This window comes from Myroides odoratimimus (assembly GCF_038039805.1).
Lineage (GTDB): Bacteria > Bacteroidota > Bacteroidia > Flavobacteriales > Flavobacteriaceae > Flavobacterium > Flavobacterium odoratimimum_B.
In genome coordinates this window covers 52,421-77,541 of the sequence record NZ_JBBPHK010000008.1, presented here as the reverse complement: position 1 = coordinate 77,541, position 25,121 = coordinate 52,421, and the positions used below count along the sequence as shown (strand labels likewise).

Genomic DNA, 25,121 nt, shown 5'->3' with positions numbered 1-25,121 from the left:
TCCGAATACTTATGATTAATAATTGGTTTAAATTATACCTGAAACATTTCTGGAAGAATAAGGTGGTTTCTATTCTAAATATTTTAGGGTTAGCTGTTGGTATGACAGCTGTTATACTTGTACTGTTGTTTTGGCATAACGAGCATAGTTATAATCACTGGAATTCTTTTAAAGAGAGAGTTTATGAAGTTGAAGGAACATCAGAGTCTTTCTTTAAAAATTGGTTTCCTGCGCCTGTTGCTAACAATTTAGACAAATTATCAGATATTGTAGAAGCATATAATTTTAGCTTTACATTTGATGATATTTCAAGTGTTGAGGTGGATGGACGTAAGGAATTTCTCTATGATATTGATGAGAAGCAAGCTAATTTTTTTGAATTCTTTCCTTTCGAGACCATTTATGGTAGTGCAGAAGAGTATAAAACGAATTATAAAGATGCTTTAGCAATAGATATAGATCAATCAGAGCGTTTGTTTGGTAAAGGTATTGATCCCATAGGAAAGACAGTTATATTGGAAAATGGAAAGGTATTATCTATTCGTTTTGTTTATCGTATTCCAGGAAATAGTTCAGTTAATTTTAAAGGATTGACTTCATTTGTTACGGAAGATCAGATTGCTAATAATAGAGAGGATAACTGGGGAGATCATAATTACACTCTATTACTAAAGTTAAAAGAAGGCGTTCAGATTAAAGATGTTCAAGAACGTATAAGAGATGTAATTTATGATGATGTCTTTCAGATGTATATGAAGAATGAGACCATGACTTTAGAAGAGGTGAAGAAGAATTTTAGTGATAATATTATACTTAATTTTAATTCATTAGATTCAATTCACTTGAACCCACTTTCAAAAGGGTTAGGAGGAGGAGCAACAGCTTCTAAGGTGTTGAATATAATGATGACATCTTCTGTGTTACTGCTAATGTTGAGTATTATAAATGCAGTTAATTTAGCTTTAGTAAACAGTTTTAAACGTGCAAAAGAAATTGGTATAAGAAAGGCTATTGGTGTTACAAGATGGCAACTATTTCTGCAGTTTATTTTCGAATCTATTATTTGTGTATTAGTAGCTTTAGTAATTGCCTTAGTGTTTGTTGAGATATTTTTACCCTATTTTAATTTGTTGGTTAATAGAACTATATCCTTCCATGTTTGGGTATTTGCTTTGCCTATTTTAGGAATAGTTTTAGGAGTTGTTTTATTATCGGGTACATTACCAAGCTTGTTTTTATTGTCATTTGATACGTTAAAAGTGTTGAAAGGAAATTATTTAAGAGGGAAAGCGGGTGTTAGTCTTCGAAATATGTTTCTGATTCTACAATTTGTAATCGCTTTTTTCTTTTTGTCAACGGCTGTTTTTATAGATAAACAGGTAGAACATATTCTTCAAGAGGATTTAGGTTTTGATGGAGATCAGGTTGTTAATATTAATTTTAAGATTAAAGATATCGAGAGGCGAAATAATCTTTACTATGATATTGAGTCTGATTTAAAAAAGATTAAAGGAGTAAAAGAAGTAACACTTCATTCCATGGTTATTGGAGGTGGGTATAGTAGTGCTTCAACGAATAGAATAGGTGAAGCTTCTGTACAAAGTAACAACGTTCCTGTAGGATATGATTTTCTGAAAGTATTTGATGGAGAATTGAAAGAAGGACGTTTTTTTGATCGTAGTTTGGCGACAGATAGTATTAGTAAAGTTGTTGTTAACGAAACATTTAAATCAACTTTTAATTTTTCAGATGGAATATTAGGAAAAAAGATTAAATGGAATGGAAAAGAGTTTGAAGTTATAGGTGTTGTAAAGAATATGAAGGTAGAAGGAGTTAGTCAGAATACTAATCCTGTAACTTATTTTATGCCTAATTCAGCGGATTGGTTTTATCATTTAACAAATCATATAGCGATAAAAATAGACACTAACAATACGCAAACAACCTTACAAGCTTTAGAAGAGTTTTGGAATAAGAGAATTGATTCTACTTATCCAATACAATACAAATTTGTCAATGAAGACTTTGCTAAAAGTTACCAAAAGACATTATATCAACGTACATTATTTGTGTGTTTGATGGGGGTATCAGTATTTATAGCCTTGTTCGGTTTGATGGCAATCGTTTCTTTTAGTATTGAAAGTAAATTAAAAGAAATTGCTATCCGAAAAGTGCTAGGAGCAAACTCAATTAGTTTGATTCTGAAATTATCTGCGCGTTTTGTTTTGTATTGTTTAATTGGATTTATCATATCTATTTATCCTGTGATTTATGTGATGAATATATGGTTGGAGGACTTTGTTTATCGTATTTCGATTACCGTGTTGCCATTTGTTATCGCTTTTGTAAGCTTAATGCTTTTCTCAATGTTGTTGGTGTTTTGGAAAGCTTGGAAAGCTTCGCGTATTGACGTTTTAAAATATATAAAGTATGAGTAAGAGTTGGTGTTTAGTATTGACTATTTTGTTTAGTGTTGTTGTAGTAGCTCAAGAGCAGTGGACTTTGGAGGACTGCGTAGAAAAAGGAAAAGAGAATAGTTTAAGATTGATGGTATCTGCTTTAGAGACTAAAGTGGCTGAAAGTAGAAAACAAAGTGTGGCTTCTTATTATTTACCCGATATAGGGTTGAATGGAATACAGTCTTATAATTTTGGTTCAGCTATTGATCCCAATACGAATAGTCGCGTGAGTTCTAATATACAGTCTACAAGAGCTTCATTAGATGCGGGTATTACTTTATTTGATTTTAGTAATTTTATACAATACAAGAACCATAACCTAGCTATTGATTATGCTAAATTAGAGAGTGAAGATGTCTTATTTCAATATCAGACAGCTATTCTTGAGTTGTTTTATGAAATTATTGGTTCACAGTCTTTTTTAGAGATACAACAGCAGCAACTAATTAATAGTAAGGCAAATTTAGAGCGTGTACAGAAAGAAGTAGAGGCTGGTGCAAAACCCAAAAGTGACTTCTATGATATAGAATATATATATCACAGTGAGACCATTAGTATAGAACAAACAGAGAATAGTCTATATAATCAGAAGTTAAAATTGCTTCACTTGTTAAATATAGATAGTATTGAAGCAAGTGATTTTAGTCTGGTACAAAAGGAGGAATATATAGCACAATTAGAAGGATATGAGTTTAATCCAACACTAGAAAAGAATCGATTAAGACAACAGGTTTTAGAACAAGAGAGGAAACTGATTAAGTCGAAGAATTTACCTCGATTAGTCGGAAATTATCAATATGGTTCTTTCTATTCAAAACCTTTTAATAGCGATATAGAATTGCGTACTAATTCTTTCTCTAAACAGATGGGGGATAACAAAAGTCAGTATGTTAGTTTTGGGTTGAGTATACCTGTTTTTCAAGGAGGAAATGTACGTAGACAAGTAAGAGTAAAGAATGAGGAAATTCGCTTAAACACCTTGCGTATAAAGGAAAGTGAAGTTAATCTGAACAATCAGATTGAGGAGTTGAAAACTGAAATTACGCAGCTAGAGAATATAGCAAAACAGCTTCAAAAAAGCATTGAGCTATCAGAAAAATCATTTAGTACTACACAAGCTAAATATGAGAATGGAAAGGTTGATATTTTCTCATTTAATGCTGCTAAAAATCAATTATTGACCTCTCAATTTGCTTTAATTAAGAATGCCTATAATCGTTCTTTTATGGAACGAAAGCTTAAACTTTTCAATACAAATACACTATAAATATTAGTTATAACATTATTTGTATTTAGAATATATTAACATTAAAAGTTCAAATATTCCTATTATATTTGCGTTAGTCAGAATTTATATTAAATTGTTGAAAACGAATCGCATATAATGAAATTAGATAGAAAAGAAATCCTTAAGGCACTAGAGAGTATCTCTCTAGCTGGAGAAGGAAAGAATATGGTGGAGAGTGGAGCTGTAAGTAATGTAATGACTTTCGGAGACGAAGTAGTAGTAGATTTAGTACTAAGTACACCAGCTTTACACATTAAGAAAAGAGCAGAAGTTGACGTGATGAAAGTAATTCACGATCAAGTATATGACAAGGCGAAAGTAAAAGTAAATATAAAAGTAGAGGCTCCTGAAAAGCCTGAGATTAAAGGAAAAGCTATTCCTGGTATTAAAAACATTGTTGCTATTTCTTCTGGTAAGGGAGGAGTAGGTAAATCTACAGTTACTGCTAATTTAGCTGCTAGTTTGGCTAATATGGGCTTTAAAGTAGGGGTATTAGATGCTGATATTTATGGGCCATCTATGCCAATTATGTTTGACGTAGAGGGAGCTAAACCTATTTCGGTAGAAGTAGATGGACGTTCTAAGATGAAACCTGTATCATCGTATGGAGTAGAGATCCTTTCTATCGGATTCTTTACAAAAGGAGATCAAGCAATAATTTGGAGAGGACCTATGGCAGCAAAGGCATTAAATCAAATGATTTTTGATGCTGATTGGGGTGAATTAGACTTCTTATTATTAGATTTACCTCCAGGTACAGGAGATATTCACTTATCTATTATGCAGTCTCTTCCTATAACGGGAGCTGTAGTAGTATCTACACCACAAGCAGTAGCGCTAGCTGATGCTAAAAAAGGAGTATCAATGTTTATGTCAGAGAGTATCAATGTTCCTGTATTAGGTATCGTTGAGAATATGGCGTACTTTACTCCAGAAGAATTACCTAATAACAAATACTATATCTTCGGTGAGAATGGTGCTAAGAATTTAGCAGCGGACTTAGATGTTCCTTTCTTAGGAGAAGTGCCTATCGTACAGAGTATCCGTGAGGCTGGTGATTATGGTCGTCCAGCAGCGTTACAAAACGATACGATCATCGCAAAAGTATTTGAAGATTTAAGTAGAAATGTAGTAGAACAAGTAGTGCTGAGAAATGAGTCATTACCTGCTACTGAAGCTATCAAAATTACAACGATGGCAGGGTGTTCATCAGTTGCTAAAAAATAAGACTTAATACAAGAAAAATATATGGCATCACAAACTATAAAACAGAATGTAGAAAAGGCGTTAGATGAGATCCGTCCATTTTTACAAGCAGATGGTGGAGATATCACTCTTATTGATATTCAAGATGACAAAGTTGTACAAGTTCGCTTAGAAGGCGCTTGCACAGCTTGTAGTGTTAATCAAATGACCTTAAGTGCTGGAGTAGAGACAACGATTAAAAAGTATGCTCCAGAGATCGAATCTGTAGTTAATGTGGGATAAAAATAACATAGTCAATCTTGAGTGATTTATGCCTTTGCTGGCATTAGTTACTTAAGATTGACTTTTATCATTTTTAATAAATTTCGCAAAGAATAACTTTGCACTAAAGAACTACATCATGATTGAGACCGATATAATAATTATTGGAGCGGGCCCTACTGGTCTGTTCGCTGTATTCGAAGCAGGATTATTAAAACTAAAATGCCATCTTATCGATGGACTTCCACAACCAGGAGGACAATTAACGGAATTGTATCCTAAAAAACCAATCTTTGATATCCCAGGATATCCTAGCGTTGGAGCTGGTGAGCTAGTAGATAATTTAATGGAACAAATAAAGCAGTTTCAACCTGGTTTTACATTAAATGAAGTAGCAGAAAATATTGAGAAGTTAGAAGATGGTACGTTTATCGTTACAACTAACAAAGGGACAAAACATCATGGTAAAGCAGTCGCTATTGCTGGTGGTCTAGGGTCTTTCGAACCTCGTAAACCGGAAATAGAGAATCTTGCATTCTATGAAGATAAAGGAGTAGAATACTTTGTTAAAAAACCAGAGATGTTCGCTGGTAAGAAAATAGTTATCGCTGGTGGTGGTGACTCTGCTCTAGATTGGAGTATTTTCTTAGCAGATGTAGCTGCTGAAGTAAGTCTGGTACACAGACGTAATGAATTCCGCGGAGCATTAGACTCTGTAGAAAAAGTACAGGTTCTTAAAGACCAAGGAAAGATTAATATGTTAACTCCAGGAGAAGTTGTTGAGTTAAAAGGGACAGATAAATTAGAAGCAGTTGTCGTAGATATCGATGGAGAGAAACGCGAAATAGCTTGTGATTATTTTATTCCATTATTTGGTTTAACGCCTAAGTTAGGACCTATTGCAGATTGGGGATTAGAGATTGAGAAGAATGCTATTAAAGTAAATAATGCATTGGATTATCAAACGAATATACCTGGTATTTACGCGATTGGTGATATCAACACTTACCCTGGTAAATTAAAATTAATTCTATGTGGATTCCACGAAGCGACTTTGATGTGTCAGAGTGTATTCAATATGTTGAATCCAGGTAAGAAATTTGTATTAAAATATACTACTGTATCTGGTATCAACGGATTCGATGGTACGCGTAAAGAAGCAGAAAAAGCAGTAGTGAAATCTATAGACTAGTTATGGCTGAGGATATTAAAGTAACCATTATCGATCGCGAAGGTGAGACTCACGTTATAGATGCCCCAACGGATATGGGGATGAATATGATGGAAGTTGTTCGTGCTTATGAACTAGCAGAAGACGGAACATTTGGTATATGTGGAGGTATGTTGATGTGTGCTTCTTGTCAATGCTATATGATTAATGGAGATGAAGTAGAATTACCAGAGAAGGGTGACGAAGAAGATGCTTTGTTGGATTCGGATGCTCGTAATGTTAAACCTACTAGTAGACTAAGTTGTCAGATACCTGTAGATGAGAGAGTAGAAGGATTAGTCTTCGAAATCGCACCGATAGGATAGAATAGAGATTTAATATATCTTAATAAAATAAGGCTTGTATCATACGATACAAGCCTTATTTTATGGTCTCATGTATAGAGATCTTTTCTTATTAAAAGTAGCTGTAAAGGATTAAAAAAAGGAAGTAAAGTAGAACGTACTTTACTTCCTTTTTTATTTATTATATCTCTTCACTTTCTTCTTTATTATTCTTCTTGCTTTTGATCACTTTCATTACGATAGGCAATGTAGTAACTAGTACTAAGAATAAGATAATGTATTCAATGTAGTGTTTTAAGTCTATATCATAGCTGTCTAACAACCATACTTGTAGGTAATGACCTGCAAAGATTAGTGTAGTAGCCCATAAGAAAGAACTTATAACATTGTATAACATGAATCTTTTAATATCCATGTGTACAATACCAGCAATAATAGGAGCGAATGTTCTTACTACTGGTAAGAAACGTGCAAATATAATTGCTCTTCCTCCATGTCTCTCGAAGAACACTTTAGATTCGTACAAGTATTTCTTCTTGTATATAAAGTTGTCTTTTACATTGTAGAGGTAGTTACCACTCTTTTTACCAAACCAATATCCAAAACTGTTACCGAGGATACCTGCCAAGGCGACTAGAGTAGATAATAAGGCTACATTTAAGAAGTCACTTTCTATCGGTACTACTTCAGCCATTAGGGCTGTACTGTATATACCTGATAAGAATAATAAGCTATCTCCTGGTAAAAAGAAACCTGCGAATAAGCCTGTCTCTGCAAATACAATAAATAATACGACATATATACCTATTGAATGTCCTGCTATCTGTAAGTTTATATAGAATTCAGGGTTTATAAGTTGTGCTATTGAAAATTCGTCCATAGTGTTTTATGTTCTGTAATCTAACTTAATTGTTTAGTTTGTTCATTATTTGTTTCAAATTTATCTATTGCAGCAGTTGATAAAGCATTTCCTAATACATTAGTCATACTTCTTCCCATATCACAGAAGTGATCAATCGGTAAAATAAACGCAATTCCTTCTGGAGGGATATTAAACATAGCACAGGTAGCTACGATAACGATTAGCGATGCACGAGGTACACCAGCTACACCCTTACTCGTAACCATAAGTACTAACAACATCAGGATTTGATCTGCTAGACTCATGTGTACATCATATATCTGAGCAATGAAGATAGAAGCGAATGTTAGATACATCATACTTCCATCTAGATTAAATGAGTAGCCCAAAGGTAAGGTAAATGATACGATTTTTGGCGAACAACCATAAGCTTTTAATTGCTCTACTAATTTTGGAAATACAGCTTCACTACTTGTTGTAGAGAATGCTATTAATAGAGGTTCTTTGATGGCTTTTAATAGTCTCCATACATCTTTACCTATGATTAGATACCCTACTAAGATTAAGACAGCCCATAAGATAGCTAATCCTGCTGCGAATGCTAGTAAGTATTTACCATACGTTAAGAAAATAGAAAGGCCATAGAGTGCCACTGCACTAGCAATAGCCCCTAATACACCTAGAGGAGCAGTCCACATGATATAGGTTACCATCTTTAAGACTACCTCTGATATTTTGTCAAATAATTTGATTACTGATTTTCCTTTCTTCCCTAATGTAGATAGTGCGATTCCAAAGAATACAGAGAATACTACTATCTGCAGAATTTCATTATGAGCAAAGGCTTCGAATATACTTTTTGGAATTAAGTGCTCTACGAATGATTGTAGGCTTAATGAGTCTGTTTTAGACAATAAGTCATTTGCTCCAGAGACATTGTTTAAATCAAAGTTAGCTCCTACACCTGGTTTGAACCAGTTCACTAATACTAAACCTATCGTTAAAGAGACTAATGAAGCTGAGATAAACCACCCCATAGCTTTAGCACCTACACGGCCTACCATACTCATATCTCCCATTTTGGCAATACCTACTACTAGAGTACAGAATACTAGTGGAGCAATAATCATCTGTACCAAACGGATGAAAATAGTACCTAGTAATTTAATGTTTTCTGCAAATCCTAATTTGTATTCTGGGAATGAATAATGATAAATACTTCCTACGATTACACCAAGTACTAGCGCAATGATGATCGCTATAAAAAGTTTATTGTTTTTCATGTAAATCAAATTTGAGCGTGAAAATACCTCTTTTTTTTTCAAATCAAGACGATTTAAAAAAAAAATAACGTACTATAATGATGTGAAATTCAATTATTATCGTTTAGGTTGTTTTTTTTACTTTTTTATTATCAATAATACTATTAATTAAATGTACAGTCAGTATTATAGAAGTGCATTGTTTATAAGAGTACACTATTTATTGTTGTTTGTATAAGAAAGAATGTCTAGACTAAGAGAATTAGTTAACTTTTGAACAAAATCAAAAGAAAAGCCTATTTTTACGCTTTAATAAAACCCTAACAATGAAAAAAATATTCTTATTTGCTTTAAGCTTAGCGAGTTTAGCTACTTTTTCTCAAGAAGTAATGACTAAAGAGCTTTTGTGGAAATTAGGTAGAGTAAGTCCAGTAGGAGTTACTAAGGATGGTAAAAACTTAATCTACAAAGTAAGCCACGCTAATATGACAGAAGATAAGTTTGATTCTAAGACTTATCAAATTCCTGTAACTGGAGGTACTCCTGTTGAAATTAAGGAATACAAACACTTGCTTAATGATAAAAACATTTCTCCTGATGGAAAATTAGTTTTATTTGATGAGGCTGTAAAAATCAATAAAGTATTAGGTAAAGACCTATATCCTGCGATGGAGAAGTCTGATGCATATGTATATGATGGATTAGATTATAGACATTGGGATACGTGGAACGATGGTACACATAACCACGTATTATATGCTCCTATAGATAATAAAGACGCTAAGATAGATATCTTAGGTAACGAACCTTATGATTCACCACAGAAGCCATTCGGTGGAGACGAAGACTATGTGTGGACTCCTGATGGTAAAGGTATCGTATACGTGTCTAAAAAGAAATTCGGTACTGAGTACGCTACAAGTACGAATACTGACTTATACTTATACGACTTAGCTACTAAACAGACTAAGAACTTAACAGAAGAAAATAAAGGATACGATACACATCCTACATACTCTCCAGAAGGACACCTAACTTGGTTACAGATGAAGCGTGATGGGTATGAGGCTGATAAGAATGATATCATTGTAGACTATAATGGAATCAAAATGAACCTTACTGCAGGATGGGACGGTACTGTAGATAGCTACAGATGGAGTAAAGATGGTAAGAAGATTTACTTTATCGCAGCTGTAGGAGGTACTGTACAGTTGTTCGAAGTGAACTTCCCTGGTAGAACACGTATCGCTATTAATGTAAGACAAATCACTGATGGTAACTTTGATGTGACGAGTATCGTAGATGTGACAGGAGATGTAGCACTAGTGACTCGTACAGACTTTAACCATGCTTCTGAGGTATATGCTTATAATATGGCTAAGAAGACTTGGAATCAAGTGACTAAAGTGAATAATGATGCTTATTCTAAGATTGCATTGAGCAAGAGTGAGAAGAGAATCGTGAAGACTGTGGATGGTAAAGATATGGTTACTTGGGTAGTGTATCCACCTAACTTTGATCCAAACAAAAAATATCCAACGTTATTATATGCACAAGGAGGACCGCAGTCAGCATTGTCTCAGTTCTATTCTTTCCGTTGGAACTTCCAGTTAATGGCTGCAGAGGGATACATTATAGTCGCTCCTAACCGTAGAGGGATGCCAGGACATGGGGTAGAGTGGAATGAAGCGATCTCTAAAGACTGGGCTGGAAAACCAATGCAAGACTACTTAGCAGCTATCGATGACGTAGCTAAAGAGAAATATGTAGATAGAGATAGATTAGGAGCTGTAGGAGCTAGTTATGGAGGATATTCAGTATTCTACTTAGCAGGTATCCATGAGAACCGTTTCAAATCGTTTATTTCACACTGTGGAGTATTTGATTTAGTAAGTATGTATGGTACTACAGAAGAGGTGTTCTTCCCTAACTTTGATACAGGTGGAGCATACTGGGAAAAAGATAATAAAGATGCTCAGAACGCATACACTAACTTTAACCCGATTAATAATGTAGATAAGTGGAATACACCTATCTTAATTATCCAAGGCGGTAAAGACTACCGTGTGCCAATTGGACAAGGACAAGAAGCGTTCCAAGCTGCTCAATTAAGAGGAGTGAAAAGTAGATTCTTATATTTACCTGATGAAAATCACTGGGTGGTAAGACCACAAAATGCACAAGTATGGCAAGGTGAATTCTTCCGTTGGTTGAAAGAAACGTTGTAATATATAGTACACTAATAGTTAAAAACAGTGTATCTCTGATATCTGAGATACACTGTTTTTTTATGTCAATATTTTTATTTTATCGTTTAGGTATAATTGTTTTATTTATGTTAAAAAGAACTTTTAAATATGGTAATTAGTGTAAATGAGAGGATATTCCTGTGATAAAAATGGAATAATTATTTCATCTGTCTAAAGTAGCTGCTTGTTAACTTAAATTTGCATAAAATATAATAGCTATGAAAAAGATTATTTTTAGTGCTTTAGCAGCACTTGCATTTGTCGGAGTATCATGTAGTTCAGATGATAATAGTATTGGTAATGGTGATGGAGGTGTTACTCCTCCTAATAAGAATATTAAGCTTATTAGTCAAGTAGTTACTGTTGATGATGCACATCCTGCTGATAAACTTACGTTTAATGTGAATTATGATAATGATTCTAAAGTTACTTCTGTAGTTGGAAATGAGTCTAACGATGAATACTTTGTAGGAGAGGCGACATTTAAGTATGAAGAGAAAACAAAGCTGACTGAAGTAAAAGCAGGAGGTGATTTGTTCCCTGTTCAATTGTTATTAGACAGCAATAAGAGTTTATATAAATATGGGAAAGTACTTGAGTATGATAAAAAAGGAAATCCTACAAAAATTCTTATGTATTACGATGAATATTTGTTTGAAGAATTAGGTGGTACTAAACAAGGGATATTAGAATTAGAGTATGATAATAACCCTAACTTTACATTCCATACTATGAGAGCTATGGGGATAATAGATGCAATAAAAGGGGTAAATGTTATATTTAATGATGCTACAGGTAATCCAGTAAACAAGCTGTTAAGCGAATTAATCTCGGTTAATAATATGGTTAAAGGGAAAGTATACTTAGAAGACGGTACACTTATTCGTACCACTACTGTTACTTATGACTTCGATGAACAATTATACCCTAAGTCAGCAGTAGTTACTAATATTGGTATTGAGAGAGATTATAACTTCCAGAATGAAGTTAAGTATATTCCTTATTCAGAGAGTGGACGAGTAATGTTTGAATATAAGAAATAAATGACTCTGTTTTTAAATATAGAAGTCCTTAGAGATAATCTAAGGGCTTTTTTTGTTATTATTAGTGAACTATGAAGTATTCGTCTTTTAGTTATTCACTTAAGCAGAGATACTGTTTTACTGTTGAATAAAGTTTTTTAAATATTATAATTGTTTTCCTTTCTAGTGAGTCGATGATATGTGGGGTTTATCTCTATATTGACTCCGTTGTTTTTACGTCAAATAACGGAGTTATTGTGGACTTACTACGGAGTCACTACGTACTCATCCTGTCTTCACAGCGAATAATACAGGTCTTAATTAGAACGAAATGCAGTATGAAAGAAAATAGATAAGAGAAATAACTAATATACAGACTTAGATAATGGTAGGGAATTAAGATGTGTGAGAGGGTGATTAAGAGCTGCGTAGAGGAGTCTATATGTTGTGTAGAGGTGTTTTTTTAGTTTAGAGATTTAGGTGAAATGAAATCTTTACTCAAGTTAATCACTACAATAAACCTAATTTTAAGAAGCTAATGCAAGGCTGTTTAAATCACTTTTTTTATCTTTACGATTCTAACAAACCTAACGATATGTATAAAAATCAATTAAAAGCATGGGTTTTAGCCCTTATGCTTTCAGCTGGATATTCTGTTACTACTGTAGCTCAGGATAATTTAGTAAACTCATTAAAATTAAATGCAAGTGCAAAGAGTAAAGAGCTTTACACGTTTACGGATGTAGTGAATATTGAAAACACTTCTGTGAAGAATCAAGGTTCTTCTGGGACATGCTGGTCTTATTCAGCGAACTCATTTATCGAGTCAGAAATGATGAGAATGGGAAAACGTCCTGTAGAGATTTCTCAGATATTCTCTGCTCGTAATGCATATATCGAAAAAGGGAAAATGTATGTAAGAATGCATGGTGCTGTAACGCTAGGGGATGGTGGTGCGTTCCACGATGTGATGAATATGTATAGAATGTATGGGGCAGTGCCTCAGTCTGTATATGATGGACTGAATTATGGAACGACTATTAATAAATTTGGAGAGATGGCTGCGGTACAAGAGGGTATCTTAAAAGCAGTAGTGTCTAACCCTAATAAAAAATTAACTCCGAACTGGGAGAAAGCGTATACAGCAGCTATCGATGCTTATTTAGGAGAGGCTCCTAAGGAGTTTACATGGGAAGGTAAAAAGTATACTCCACAGAGCTTTGCAAAAGATGTAATAGGAATCAACGCTGATGATTATGTAGAGATAGGATCAGACCTAAATTACCCTATGTATGAGAAGTTCGTATTATTAGTGCCTGATAACTGGGCTTTTAATCAAGTGTATAATGTACCGATGCAGGAGCTAACAGAGATCATCGATCACGCAGTGAATAATGGTTTTACTGTAGCATGGGCTGGTGATGTGAGTGAGAAATATTTTAGCTGGAAAAATGGTGTAGCTTTCGTTCCTGAAAAGGATTGGGAGGATATGTCTGCTGAAGAGAAAGAAGAAATGTTTAACGGGCCAAAACCAGAGAGAAAAGTTACTCCTGAGATGCGTCAAGAGGCATTCGATAACTATACGACTACAGATGATCACGGGATGCACATCGTAGGTATCGCTAAAGATCAAAAAGGTAGAGAGTACTATATCATCAAGAACTCTTGGGGAACTACGAATGACTATAAAGGATATATGTATATGAGTAAAGAGTTCGTGAAGTATAAAACGACGGATATCATGATCCATAAAGATGGTATCCCTAAGGGAATAGCTAAAAAAATGAAATTGTAAATAGAAATTAAAAAATTGTTATGGAAAAATTTGCTGGAGGATTAGAGAATATGATAACTAATATTATGGGAGCTCTACCTAAAATTGGGGTAGGAATTCTAATATTAATTATTGGAGGGTTTATAGTTAAAGCTGTTTTAAGAGGTTTACGCCATCGATTTGAAAAGCGTGATATGGAGAAGTCTCTTAGAGGTTTCTTGTTGAGTATTATACAGGCGATATTGTATATACTATTACTGTTGACTGCTGCTAATACTATGGGAATTGAGATATCTTCATTCTTAGCGATATTTGCTTCTGCAGGTTTAGCTATTGGTCTAGCACTTCAGGGGAGTTTATCTAACTTTGCTGGAGGGGTGTTGATCTTGTTGTTTAAGCCTTTTAAAGTAGGAGAGTATATCTCTAACACTGGAGGTGTAGAAGGAACAGTTGAGAAAATAGACCTGCTTTATACTACGATAACTGGAGCTACAGGATTAAAGATCTATTGTCCAAACGGGCCGTTGGCTAACTCGGTAATTACGAATTATAGTGATATTACTTCTCGTCGTTATGACTTCGTAGTAGGTATCTCGTATGATGCTAATATTAAGACAGCACAGAATGTTATCCAAGAGGCTCTTGCCAAACATGAAGCAGTCAAACAAGATCCGAAGCCTATCATTTTTGTGAACAGTTTAGCGGATAGCTCTGTAAACTTAAATGTACGTGTATGGATGGATAAAGCTAATTACTGGGATACCGTATTCGTGATACAGCAGATAGTGAAAAATGCTTTAGATGAGGCAAATATCGAGATTCCATTTCCACAAAGAGATTTGCATATTATATCAGATAAAACAAAATAAGATTAAAACTCCTTTCAATTTGAAAGGAGTTTTTTTTGCTATGATTTGTAGCGACTAGTTTAATTCGGTTGATATAATATTTCTATATCTTTGAAAAAAAGAAGAAGATGGAAGCAAATCATATTTACATTTACTTATTTGATGGATATTCAGATTGGGAGATTGGATATCTGATGCCTGAATTAATACAAGATAGTCGATACCAGGTATTAACTGTCTCTGATACAGGTGCTGATGTTACTTCGGTAGGAGGATTAAAGGTAAAGGTAGACTGTAGTCTAGAGGATATAGACATCTCTACTCTGAAACTTTTAATACTGCCAGGAGGAGAGATGTGGGAGAAGAGTACAAATAACTTTAATGCTATTGATAGGGTAGTTTATGGGATTTATAAATACCAGTTACCAATAGCTGCTATTTGCGGAGCTACGCTATATTTAGCACAGAAAGGAATGTTAGACTATGTGAAGCATACGAGTAATGCCTTGTTCTATATGAAGGGGTTAGTACCTACTTATCGCGGAGAGATGAACTATGTCGATCAGCTCGTGGTTAGAGATCAGAATGTAGTAACAGCTAGTGGTGTAGGAGCTACAGAGTTTAGTAGAGAAGTGATGAAGGTGCTAGAATTTAATAGTGAATATGTAGATAGATGGTTTCAGCTGTTTAAATATGGTATTTTTCCAGCGGCGTAATACTAACGGAACAAGAAATGCGTTTGTAAATAGAAACCAATAAAAAAGTTCGTTTCTGAGATTATTTTGGTATAGTTAGTGATAGCATAATTATGCGTTAGTAATTATGTAGATAATTTTATGTAGTAAGTCCATGAACTAGGGATTGCAGCATAGAAATTGTTTTGAAAAAGAAAAAAACCACCTATTGTTAGGTGGTTTTTTTTATGTGTGTAAGATTTACTCTATTACGTAGTCTTTATATTCTTCTGCTATTCTATCAAATAAGGATAATAACTCGATAGGGTCATCTGTAGTAACCAACTGTAAACGATGAGGCTTAAAACCATGGATACCTTTAAAGTAATTAGTATAGTGACGTCTCATCTCTACGATACCTAGTCGTTCGCCTTTCCATTCCATAGACCATATTAAATGATTTTTGGCGGCATCTAATCTGTCTTTTATAGTAGGAGGAGGCAATAGTTCTCCTGTATTAAAGAAATGCTTAATTTCATCAAATATCCAAGGATATCCGATAGCAGCACGACCGATCATCATACCGTCTAATCCGAAAGTCTCTTTGTACTCTAAAGCTTTATGAGGGCTGTCTATATCTCCATTACCAAAGATAGGAATCTGGATACGAGGATTGTTTTTAATACGTTCTATATGTGTCCAGTCCGAGTGTCCCTTATACATCTGCGCTCTAGTACGTGCATGAATAGTCAATGCCTGAACACCTACATCCTGTAATCGCTCAGCTACTTCATCTATATTGATAGAGTCTTCATCCCATCCTAGTCTAGTTTTTACTGTCACAGGTAGGTTAGTACTATTCACTACTGCCTTCGTCAAGCGAATCATTAAATCAATATCTTTTAATACACCCGCACCAGCGCCTTTAGACACTACTTTCTTTACAGGACAACCAAAGTTAATATCCACTAAATCTGGCTGTACAGTCTCTACGATTCGAGCAGATTCTGCCATTGCCTCTTCATCACCTCCAAATATTTGTATTCCTACAGGGCGTTCATAGTCGAAAATGTCTAGTTTCATCTTACTTTTCATCGCATCTCTAATCAATCCTTCTGAAGAGATAAATTCTGAGTACATTAAGTCAGCCCCGTGTTTTTTACAAAGACGGCGAAATGGAGGGTCACTTACGTCTTCCATTGGCGCTAAAAGTAATGGATGATCAGGAAGTTCTATATTGCCTATTTTAATCATATTAGTTCTAGAAATTTGATGCAAAAGTACAATTTTTTTAGGTTATAGATTTTTAGTTTAGTTAATGTTATCTATAAATGATATAACTTAGGATCTGCTGTAGAGGTCTGCATTTAGTTATTTAGTATCTTTATGTCTTAAAATAAGCCGCCACTATGAGACTTGCAACGTTTGATTTTACACCTTTTGAAATAAAGTTTTCTTTTCATCGCTTAGTTGAAGCAATATATTTATTTATTGAAGACCCAGAGAAGAATGAACTAAAGAAAACATATTTTAGGGATTTATTAGGGCGTATTAGTCAAGTTCCCTGTTTATTAGAGCCGATCGTAGATCCTCAAATATTACGAGATAATGCAACTTTAATAAATGAATTGTTAGAGATTTTATTTCCAATAGCTTTAACTGACAATGAGATTAAAGCAGTAGGTATGCCTTTTCAGAATCTAATGTTTAATCATAGTAGAAGGTTTAAGAAGATAATAGAAGAGAGTGGAGGCAATTATAATATGGAAATTCGTGATTTCAATCAACATCAGTATTATATAGCAAGCTGTTGTATTATCATGAATCATTATTTTAAAGCTAATTTTGATTTAACGCGACCATTGTTTATTGACTTACCTGATTCAAAAGGGATTATTCACCATTATCGTGTATTGTATAATGCTGATTTTGTAGAGGTCATTCCAAAGGAAAACGCTGTTATGCTTACCAAAGAGGATATTGAATTGTTAGAGGATAACTTTGACAATCTAGAATTATGGATAGAGAAGTTCCCTCAGCATAGTTGGCAATTAAATGGTTTTGGTATTATCAATCTGATAGATGTTACGATAGAAAATGCCCTGTCGTTACTTAAGGAGAATTTTCTAAAACCAGAATTACAATGTGTGCCTATAGGCGATATCATGGAGCCATTATTTAGCTCTATTTTTAAGGTGGCTAATCTAAGGATTGGATATACACCCTTAGAACCAGATCTATTAGTGCAAAAAGAAACGAATGAGATGATGGCAATGTCTAGTTTCTTATTGGATGAAAATACAAGCACTATAAAACTGTCAAAAAAGGCCTATCAAACTATCGTAAAGAAGGAGAGTTATTACAGTATTTCTGATGTAGATAGAGAGGTTTTAGATGAAGAAGAGGCAGAAATGTGTGCGCGTTTGCTAGCGAAAGGTGTAAAGAGTTGTCTGTTTAGCCCTGTTGTAATTTCGAGTGGTGTAGAGGGCGTATTAGAGATAGTGTCTAGTGAAAAAAGAGTACTCAATAGTGTAAATGTGCAGAAACTAAATGCGGTAATGCCCTTTGTGTCTGAAACTTTTGAACGTGTTAAGTTAGATATGAAGAATCATGTAGAAGCTATTATACAGAGAGAGTTCACGACGATACATCCTAGTGTTTATTGGAAGTTCTTAGAAGAGGCTAGACGTAACTATATCGATAGTGTAGCAGAGAAAGATTACTTCATTAATCCTATTGTATTTAAGAATGTATATCCGCTATATGGAGAGATAGATATAAAAGGGTCAGGAGCACTTAGAAATGAAGCAATATTAAGTGACTTAAAAGAGCAATTAGAGAGATTAATATTAATATTTAACAATTGCTGTTTGACCGATAATGCTCTAATATTAGAAAGACATTGTTTAAAATTACAAGCTTATTTGCGTCAGTTAGATACTAACTTTGTATCTGGTTTGGAACAGCGTATTCAGACTTATATCACAAAAGAAATACACCCTTATCTTAATCAAGAGAATGAGATCTTTAATAGAAGTGATCTAGAAGATTATTTTAATTATATTGATGTACAGTTAGGTATCTATTATAGATATCGAAAGATCTATGATACTCAAGTAGGAAAGATGAATAAGTGCTTTTCTGATTTACTAGATACTCGTCAAGAAGTAGTTCAAAAGATCTACCCTCACTATTATGAGCGCTTTAAAACGGACGGGGTGGAGCATAATCTATATATTGGAAGCTCGATAACACCTAATAAGTCATTTGATTTTACCTATTTACACAATCTTCGTTTGTGGCAATTACAAGTGATGAGTGAACTGATGTGTGTACATTATCGAAATAATCTACAAGATGCATTGACGATGGATGTTACTGTATTGATTTTTGTATATGATTCATCTTTAGGTATCCAGTTTAGGATGGATGAAAAGCGCTTTGATATAGATGGTTCTTATAGTACGCGTTATGAAATTATCAAAAAGAGATTAGATAAGGCATGTATAAAAGGATCTACTGAGCGTATAGTACAGCCCGGTAAGATAACTATCGCATTTGCTTCAAATTACCACTTAGAAGAGTATCTTAATTATATCCAATTTGGACAAAAGATAGGTCTTCTAGACGATAATTTAGAACAGTTCCTTATCGAGGATATGCAAAGTGTTTCAGGATTAATAGGTATACGCATAGGTGTGAATACAGACTATGATATAGACTTATTAGATTATGATACATTAATGCATAGATTTCTTAAAAGCCAATACCTCTAAATGCTAATGTAAAGGTTATAACCGATAGTAAAATACCTAAGGTGAAAACAGCGTATGTGATACGTAGAAATTTGTATTTTTTATTTAAAACTGTGCCAAGGCTATACAAATCTTTAGTAAGGGCATGATGCAAATATTGTTTGTCTTTCATTATTTCACTTAACGTTTCTTCGTATTCTTCAAAAGGCATTTGATGGAAAGTACCGAAGAATAATAGGTTTACTTGTCGATTTTCGACTTCTTCTTTAGTAAACTTTCCAGAAGTTAATTTTGGTCTAGTTGATTGTATCGCAAAGATAATAGTGGCTACACTAAAGATAAGCAAAACAAAAGTCGGAATAATTAAATGTGCATTGCTAGGACTATCTAACTTAGGTATTAACGTAGATAGACAGATAGAAATAATAATCGCATTAACGGATAAAAGTATATTCGCTTTTCTATCTGCGATGGCACTAAGTTGAGTATGGTTACGCAGTGTTGTTCTAAACAATGTATCTATAGTTCTATTTGATTCTATCTTTTCTTTTTTCTTTTTATTAGAGTTGATTTTATCTATTTTAGAAAGTACATCTAGTAGATTTTTCTGTTTGGTAGGTTGCCAATTTTGCTGAGCATAGGTGGTGTAGTAGCGATGTCTGTATAGCATTACATCTCTATTTTGTTCTAACCATTCTAGTCTAGTAAATGTTTTAGAACATAGGGTTTCTATTTCTTTTTTAAGTAGGTTACTTGTCTCTACATAGTTCTCATCAGAGAAGTGTGCGAAATCAGCATCTTTAATAATACACTCTAAGTCATTCTCTGGTACATAGTCTAGCTTAGTAGCTCTAATTAATTGCATGACTGTCAATACATCATCATGAGGTATACCGTTCTCTAATAGATAAGTCTGTGCCATCTGGGCACCTCTTTCTTCATGTCCTTCCCAAGAATTAATATAACCTATATCGTGAAACCACGCTGCATATCTCAGTAAATTGGCATTATGACTATCTACTGTTAAGTGATTTAAAATTTCTTCTAAACCATTAACAACACGTACTGTATGGTTAAAATTGTGGTACGTATATTGATGTGATAGTGTATCTTTGTGTATCTGAAAGATGTGTTCTTCAATCTTTTGTAGAATCGTCATAGTCATAACCTTTATAACCTCTAAAATATGAAAATATTTTTTGAAACACCGTTAAAGCTTTCAAAAATCGCTGTTGCACTTTCTTTAACCTCTTTAGTAGGTCTAGTATCTTGTGCAACATTTGAGCCTCAATATGGCACCAAAAGCGGAGCATTACCTAAAGAACGCAGTAGTGATCAAAAAATTGTACATACATATTATTTAGTTGGAAACTTAAGTCAAGCAAATAATACAGAGGAACAAGAACATTTAGAAGCTTTTAAACAGATGTTGAGTAATGAGACTAATAAAAATTCAACATTAATATTATTAGGGAATAATACAAAGAAAGGGATGCCTAGTACTTCTTCAAAAAAGAGAAAGAAAGCAGAAGAGGGGTTAGCGAGTCAACTGGGGTTAATGGAAAGTAATAAGGGAACGACAGTATTCATTAATGGTGAGTCAGATTGGCAAGGTAGTTATGAGGGAATAAAGAATTTAGATAAATATTTGGTAGAAAGAACAGGAAATAAGAAAGCTCTACTCCCTCGTAAAGTATGTGGTTTAGAAAGGCTTAAAATAAATGATGACACTGTTCTAATTGTAATCGATAGTCAGTGGTATATTGAGAATTGGGATCATCATCCGAATATCAATGAAGACTGTGATATTAAGACAAGAGAAGATTTTTTCGAAGAAGTAAGAGGAGAGATTAATAAGAATCAGAATAAGGTGGTGGTATTAGCGATGTATCATCCTGTATATAGTAATGGTAATCACGGAGGAAAGTTCTCTGTACAAGATCATTTATTTCCTATAGGTAACAATATCCCACTACCCATTATAGGAAGTGTATATAACTATACTAGACAGATGTCTGGTATAAATCCTCAAGATCTTCAAAGTAAAAAATACAATGAATTAAATAAGCGCATTAGAACAATCGCGCAGATGTATACAAATGTTGTGATAGCATCAGGTCATGAGCACAATCTACAGTATATAGAAAGAAATGGAGTGAATCAGATAATAAGTGGAGCGATGAGTAATCTTACTCCTGCTAGAGCTGTTGTTGACGGAGACTTCTCTGCTGGCGTGTTTGGGTATTCTAAGTTAGAGATTAGAGAAGACAAGAGTGCTAAGCTATCATTCTTTGGTTATAAAGAGGGAGATTATACACCTCTATATACTACAGTGATGCTAGATAACTTTGGAGGAGGTAAAGAAAACCGAATTGTAGATAATAAAAAACTTGAACAACAAACAGCAGAAGCTAGTGTATATCCTAAGAAATGGACAGAAAAGAGTAAGTTCTATCGATTCTTATGGGGTGAGCATTATCGCAAGGTATATGGTACGCCGATAACTGCTCCTATAGCAGATTTGACTACTTTAAAAGGAGGACTGACACCCACTATATCTGGAGGAGGTAATCAGTCTATGTCACTAAGATTAGTTGATAATGATGGGAAAGAGTATGTGATGCGTGGTGTGCGTAAGAGTGTATCTCGTTTTGCACAGACTGCTGTGTTTAAGGATCACTATGTAATGAATGCTTTTGATAATACATGGACAGAGCGATTCATATATGACTTCTATACTACTTCTCATCCTTATACGCCATTTATACTTGATGGTTTAGCAGATAAGATGGGGATGTATCACACTAATCCACAGTTGTATTATGTGCCTAAGCAGTCTGTCTTAGGTAGGTTCAATGATAACTATGGGGATGAATTGTATATGATAGAAGAAAGACCTTCGTCAGGATACGAGGATGAAGTAAGCTTTGGGAACGTTAGTAATATCATTAGTACAACTGATGTTATTGCGAAGTTGAGAAAAGATGAGAAATATGAGGTGGATCAGACCGCTTATATGCGCGCTAGGATCTTTGATATGTTGATTGGAGATTGGGATAGACATGGAGATCAGTGGAGATGGTCAGAGTTTGCAGAAGGGGATAAAGTGATCTATAGACCAATACCTAGAGATAGAGATCAGGCTTTTGCTAAGATAGATGGTGCTTTGTTATCATTGATAAAGAAGCTTCCTCCACTTAGACATATGCAGAATTATACAGAAGACTTTGCTAATCCGAGATGGATTAATAAAACAGCTTTTCCATTAGATCAATATTTATTAAAAGGGACTACTTTAGAAGATTGGTTAAGAGAAGCTAAGGATATTGTAGAGAAGTTAGACGATGAGGCATTAGACGAGGCGTTTAGTAAATTACCTCAAGAAGTACAAACAGACGAAGTAGAAGAGATTAAAAGAATATTTAAAGCAAGACGTAGTAAGATAGACGCTTTCTTGCCCAAATATTATAAACAGTTACGCGAGTATGTCATCTTATCAGGAACTGATAAGAAAGAAGTGTTTGACATTGAGAGATTGGCAGAAGGAAGTGTTCGTGTAAAACAATATAGAGCTAAAAAGACAGGTGAAGAACTAGTATTCGATAAGGTATATAATGCTACAGAGACTAAAGAGATTTGGGTATATGGACTGAATGATGAAGATACTTTTAAAGTAAGTGGAGATGAGAAAGCAAAGATTAAGATTAGATTAATAGGAGGTAAGAATCAAGACACTTTCTTAGTAGACAATTCTTCTAAAGTAATCGTGTATGATTATGCGGATAAGAAGAATGAAGTAAAGATGGAAGGTGCTAATGGAAGAACGGTACTGACTAATAAGTACGATATCAATAATTTTAATTATGAGCGAGTGCCTCTTAACTTGAATATGTTATTGCCAAATATTGGTTTTAATCCAGAAGACGGTGTTAAGCTTGGTTTTTTATACAGTTCTACACGTTCTAAGTTCATTCAAGATCCTTATACAGCGAAGCATGTGTTGAAAGGTTTTTACTCTTTTAATACAAAAGGGTTAGAGGCAGAGTATAAAGGGTATTTCCCTAACGCTACTAATGACTGGATGTTTACGATAGGCGGTAGAGCGACTAGTCCTAATTTTGCAGTGAATTATTACGGATTGGGGAATGAGACATATTACTTTGATAAAGAAAAAGGCAAAGATTATAAGAGAGTACGCATTGAGAGCTATTCTGTTTCTCCTGGATATAGATATGAAGGAAAACAGGGCGCTAGCTTTGAAGCAAATTTAGAATATGATGCCTTAAAGGTAAAACATCAAACGGATAGATATATAACAGATGATGTAAATGGCGTAGATGCTAAGGTTTTCGATTTTCAACAGTATGGAGGTCTTAAGGTAGAGTATAATTATGAGCAGTATAACTATCCTGCTAATCCAACAGTTGGTTTTAGTTTTAATTCAAAACTTGGGTGGAGAATGAACTTAGAAGAGACTAAACAGAATTTTGCTTATTTAGACCTTAAAGCGAGTTTCTTACACTATATTGATAAAGGAGAAAGAGTAGTACTTGCGACTAATTTTACATACCAAACTAGGTTTAATGATAATTATGACTTTTATCACGCAGCCACTATAGGAGGTAATGCTAACTTAAGAGGATTTAGACCAGAGCGTTTTACAGGTAAATCATCTTTTGTACAAACAACAGATTTAAGATTTAATGCAGGTCAATTCACTGCAGGATTTCTCCCTATGAGTTATGGTTTCTATGGAGGCTTTGATTACGGTAGAGTATGGCAACCGGGGGAGTCTTCTAATAAGTGGCATAACGCTTATGGAGCAGGACTGTGGATAAGTGCTGTAGAACAAGCGACTCTACACTGTTCTTTCTTTAACAGTGTAGATGGAGGTCGCTTTGTATTTGGATTAGGGTTTGGGTTTTAATGTACCCAAATCCACTTTATAAATTTTACCACCTTTTTTATCTTTTACTTCATCAGCTAGATAGATAGTGTTGTTATCTCCAAAAGTCACAGACTCTTTTTGAGAGACGTGGTGTAGTTTGTGCTCACTAATCTTCCCATCCATAATAGCGTTAGGATTAAACCCGTCTATTATCCAAAGTTTAGAATGAGATAATAACACAAACGTTTTTTCATCAGGACTGATAGCAGCACCTGTGATAGCACAGTGTTTATAGATATTACAGCCATTAAATGTTTGTACATGTTCAGCCTTGTGATGTCCAGTTTGATTAGGTACCTTATATACTAATGACGTACCATCGAAGCCTTTACTTCTATTTTTAGTGAAGATGTAGAAGTTATTGTTGTATAAGATAAAAGCTTCTGCATCATATAATAGTTCAGTCTCTTTAGGAGGGAAAGCCTTTTGTTCAGGATACTCAAATGAGATTACTGAAGCTACCTCTGTTTTATCTTTCTGCAAATCCTCTTTGTTTATCTTTAAGATACGCAGATCCTTTCTCGTATTCTTATTGTTGCCAAAGTCTCCGATATAAAGATTACCTTCTTTATCAGCAGTTAATTCTTCCCAATCTATATTCTTCTGATCTTTTATTTTTAGAGTATGGCTTATTTTACCATCTGACTTTATTTGATATAACTCATTCTTATTACCACTGTCTTGTAGTGCCCAGAACGAATCTGAAGCAGCGTCGTAGTATAGTCCTGATACTTCTTTAAGATTGTTAGGAAGTATGATATGATCTTTCGTTATATCGCTCTTTTGTCCGCAACTTACTAAGGTCGCTAGAGAGAATAAGGATATTGTAAGTAATGATTTCATAGTATATTCTTTTATGAATATAAAGTTACTAAATGTGTTATTATAAAACATAGAATAGACTACTAAATCTAATACAATAGATAATATAACCAGTTTCTTTAAAATAAAGGAAGATTGTAAGACAGAAAAATAACTAAAAATTGAAACTTTAAAGT

At 34.2% G+C, this 25,121-nt stretch carries 18 protein-coding genes; 13 read left to right on the top strand and 5 right to left on the bottom strand.

All coding sequences use genetic code 11. The annotated features are described in order from the left end of the window. Positions 1 to 11: 11 nt before the first annotated feature. The 6 genes from AABL85_RS08225 (at position 12) to AABL85_RS08200 (ending at position 6,750) form a co-directional block, all read left to right on the top strand. Positions 12 to 2,438 (top strand): ABC transporter permease, encoded by a 2,427-nt coding sequence (locus AABL85_RS08225; RefSeq protein ID WP_341309765.1) that lies wholly within the window; start codon positions 12 to 14, stop codon positions 2,436 to 2,438. Then, complete coding sequence (locus AABL85_RS08220) at positions 2,431 to 3,726, top strand: TolC family protein (protein ID WP_341309764.1); 1,296 nt, start codon at positions 2,431 to 2,433, stop codon at positions 3,724 to 3,726. Before AABL85_RS08225 ends, AABL85_RS08220 begins: the two co-directional genes overlap by 8 nt. Before the next feature lie 117 nt (positions 3,727 to 3,843). Beyond that, on the top strand, positions 3,844 to 4,974 hold the full coding sequence (locus AABL85_RS08215; RefSeq protein WP_286414132.1) for an Mrp/NBP35 family ATP-binding protein: 1,131 nt from the start codon (positions 3,844 to 3,846) through the stop codon (positions 4,972 to 4,974). 21 nt (positions 4,975 to 4,995) lie between these two features. Beyond that, positions 4,996 to 5,235: a NifU family protein gene (locus AABL85_RS08210; RefSeq protein ID WP_006259788.1), complete on the top strand. Its 240-nt coding sequence runs from the start codon at positions 4,996 to 4,998 to the stop codon at positions 5,233 to 5,235. A gap of 118 nt (positions 5,236 to 5,353) precedes the next feature. Then, positions 5,354 to 6,406: an NAD(P)/FAD-dependent oxidoreductase gene (locus AABL85_RS08205; RefSeq protein ID WP_006264571.1), complete on the top strand. Its 1,053-nt coding sequence runs from the start codon at positions 5,354 to 5,356 to the stop codon at positions 6,404 to 6,406. A gap of 2 nt (positions 6,407 to 6,408) precedes the next feature. Further along, on the top strand, positions 6,409 to 6,750 hold the full coding sequence (locus AABL85_RS08200; RefSeq protein WP_041894611.1) for a 2Fe-2S iron-sulfur cluster-binding protein: 342 nt from the start codon (positions 6,409 to 6,411) through the stop codon (positions 6,748 to 6,750). Between the two features lie 160 nt (positions 6,751 to 6,910). Here the strand turns inward: AABL85_RS08200 and AABL85_RS08195 are convergent, their stop codons facing one another. Next, positions 6,911 to 7,609: a DedA family protein gene (locus tag AABL85_RS08195; protein WP_286414136.1), complete on the bottom strand. Its 699-nt coding sequence runs from the start codon at positions 7,607 to 7,609 to the stop codon at positions 6,911 to 6,913. Positions 7,610 to 7,629: 20 nt separating this feature from the next. Beyond that, on the bottom strand, positions 7,630 to 8,874 hold the full coding sequence (locus AABL85_RS08190; protein WP_286414137.1) for a dicarboxylate/amino acid:cation symporter: 1,245 nt from the start codon (positions 8,872 to 8,874) through the stop codon (positions 7,630 to 7,632). Positions 8,875 to 9,179: 305 nt separating this feature from the next. Between AABL85_RS08190 and AABL85_RS08185 the strand changes: the two genes are divergently transcribed. From AABL85_RS08185 to AABL85_RS08165, 5 genes are all read left to right on the top strand, one after another. After that, positions 9,180 to 11,081 carry a S9 family peptidase gene (locus AABL85_RS08185; RefSeq protein WP_341309763.1) on the top strand — a complete coding sequence of 634 codons (1,902 nt, stop codon included), beginning with the start codon at positions 9,180 to 9,182 and terminating at the stop codon, positions 11,079 to 11,081. Positions 11,082 to 11,320: 239 nt separating this feature from the next. Next, a complete protein-coding gene (locus AABL85_RS08180) occupies positions 11,321 to 12,145 on the top strand; it encodes a hypothetical protein (protein ID WP_341309762.1) in 825 nt (274 codons plus the stop codon). Positions 12,146 to 12,719: 574 nt separating this feature from the next. Next, positions 12,720 to 13,919 carry an aminopeptidase C gene (locus AABL85_RS08175; RefSeq protein WP_341309761.1) on the top strand — a complete coding sequence of 400 codons (1,200 nt, stop codon included), beginning with the start codon at positions 12,720 to 12,722 and terminating at the stop codon, positions 13,917 to 13,919. A 20-nt stretch (positions 13,920 to 13,939) separates the two neighbouring features. Then, the gene (locus AABL85_RS08170) at positions 13,940 to 14,767 is read left to right on the top strand and encodes a mechanosensitive ion channel family protein (RefSeq protein WP_341309760.1); all 828 of its coding nucleotides are present in this window, start codon (positions 13,940 to 13,942) and stop codon (positions 14,765 to 14,767) included. A 107-nt stretch (positions 14,768 to 14,874) separates the two neighbouring features. Next, a complete protein-coding gene (locus AABL85_RS08165) occupies positions 14,875 to 15,462 on the top strand; it encodes a type 1 glutamine amidotransferase family protein (protein WP_341309759.1) in 588 nt (195 codons plus the stop codon). 219 nt (positions 15,463 to 15,681) lie between these two features. Here AABL85_RS08165 and dusB read toward each other — a convergent pair whose 3' ends face one another. Next, positions 15,682 to 16,674 carry a tRNA dihydrouridine synthase DusB gene (gene dusB / locus AABL85_RS08160; protein WP_341309758.1) on the bottom strand — a complete coding sequence of 331 codons (993 nt, stop codon included), beginning with the start codon at positions 16,672 to 16,674 and terminating at the stop codon, positions 15,682 to 15,684. A gap of 155 nt (positions 16,675 to 16,829) precedes the next feature. Here dusB and AABL85_RS08155 point away from each other — a divergent pair, with 155 nt between their 5' ends. Continuing rightward, positions 16,830 to 19,196 carry a hypothetical protein gene (locus AABL85_RS08155; RefSeq protein WP_341309757.1) on the top strand — a complete coding sequence of 789 codons (2,367 nt, stop codon included), beginning with the start codon at positions 16,830 to 16,832 and terminating at the stop codon, positions 19,194 to 19,196. Here AABL85_RS08155 and AABL85_RS08150 read toward each other — a convergent pair. Next, positions 19,177 to 20,334 carry a Pycsar system effector family protein gene (locus tag AABL85_RS08150; RefSeq protein ID WP_341309756.1) on the bottom strand — a complete coding sequence of 386 codons (1,158 nt, stop codon included), beginning with the start codon at positions 20,332 to 20,334 and terminating at the stop codon, positions 19,177 to 19,179. The two genes, AABL85_RS08155 and AABL85_RS08150, sit on opposite strands and share 20 nt — an antisense overlap. Positions 20,335 to 20,361: 27 nt before the next feature. Between AABL85_RS08150 and AABL85_RS08145 the strand changes: the two genes are divergently transcribed. Next, on the top strand, positions 20,362 to 24,102 hold the full coding sequence (locus AABL85_RS08145) for a BamA/TamA family outer membrane protein (protein ID WP_341309755.1): 3,741 nt from the start codon (positions 20,362 to 20,364) through the stop codon (positions 24,100 to 24,102). Here AABL85_RS08145 and AABL85_RS08140 read toward each other — a convergent pair. Then, a complete protein-coding gene (locus tag AABL85_RS08140) occupies positions 24,085 to 24,966 on the bottom strand; it encodes a hypothetical protein (RefSeq protein ID WP_341309754.1) in 882 nt (293 codons plus the stop codon). The two genes, AABL85_RS08145 and AABL85_RS08140, sit on opposite strands and share 18 nt — an antisense overlap. Positions 24,967 to 25,121 lie beyond the last annotated feature (155 nt).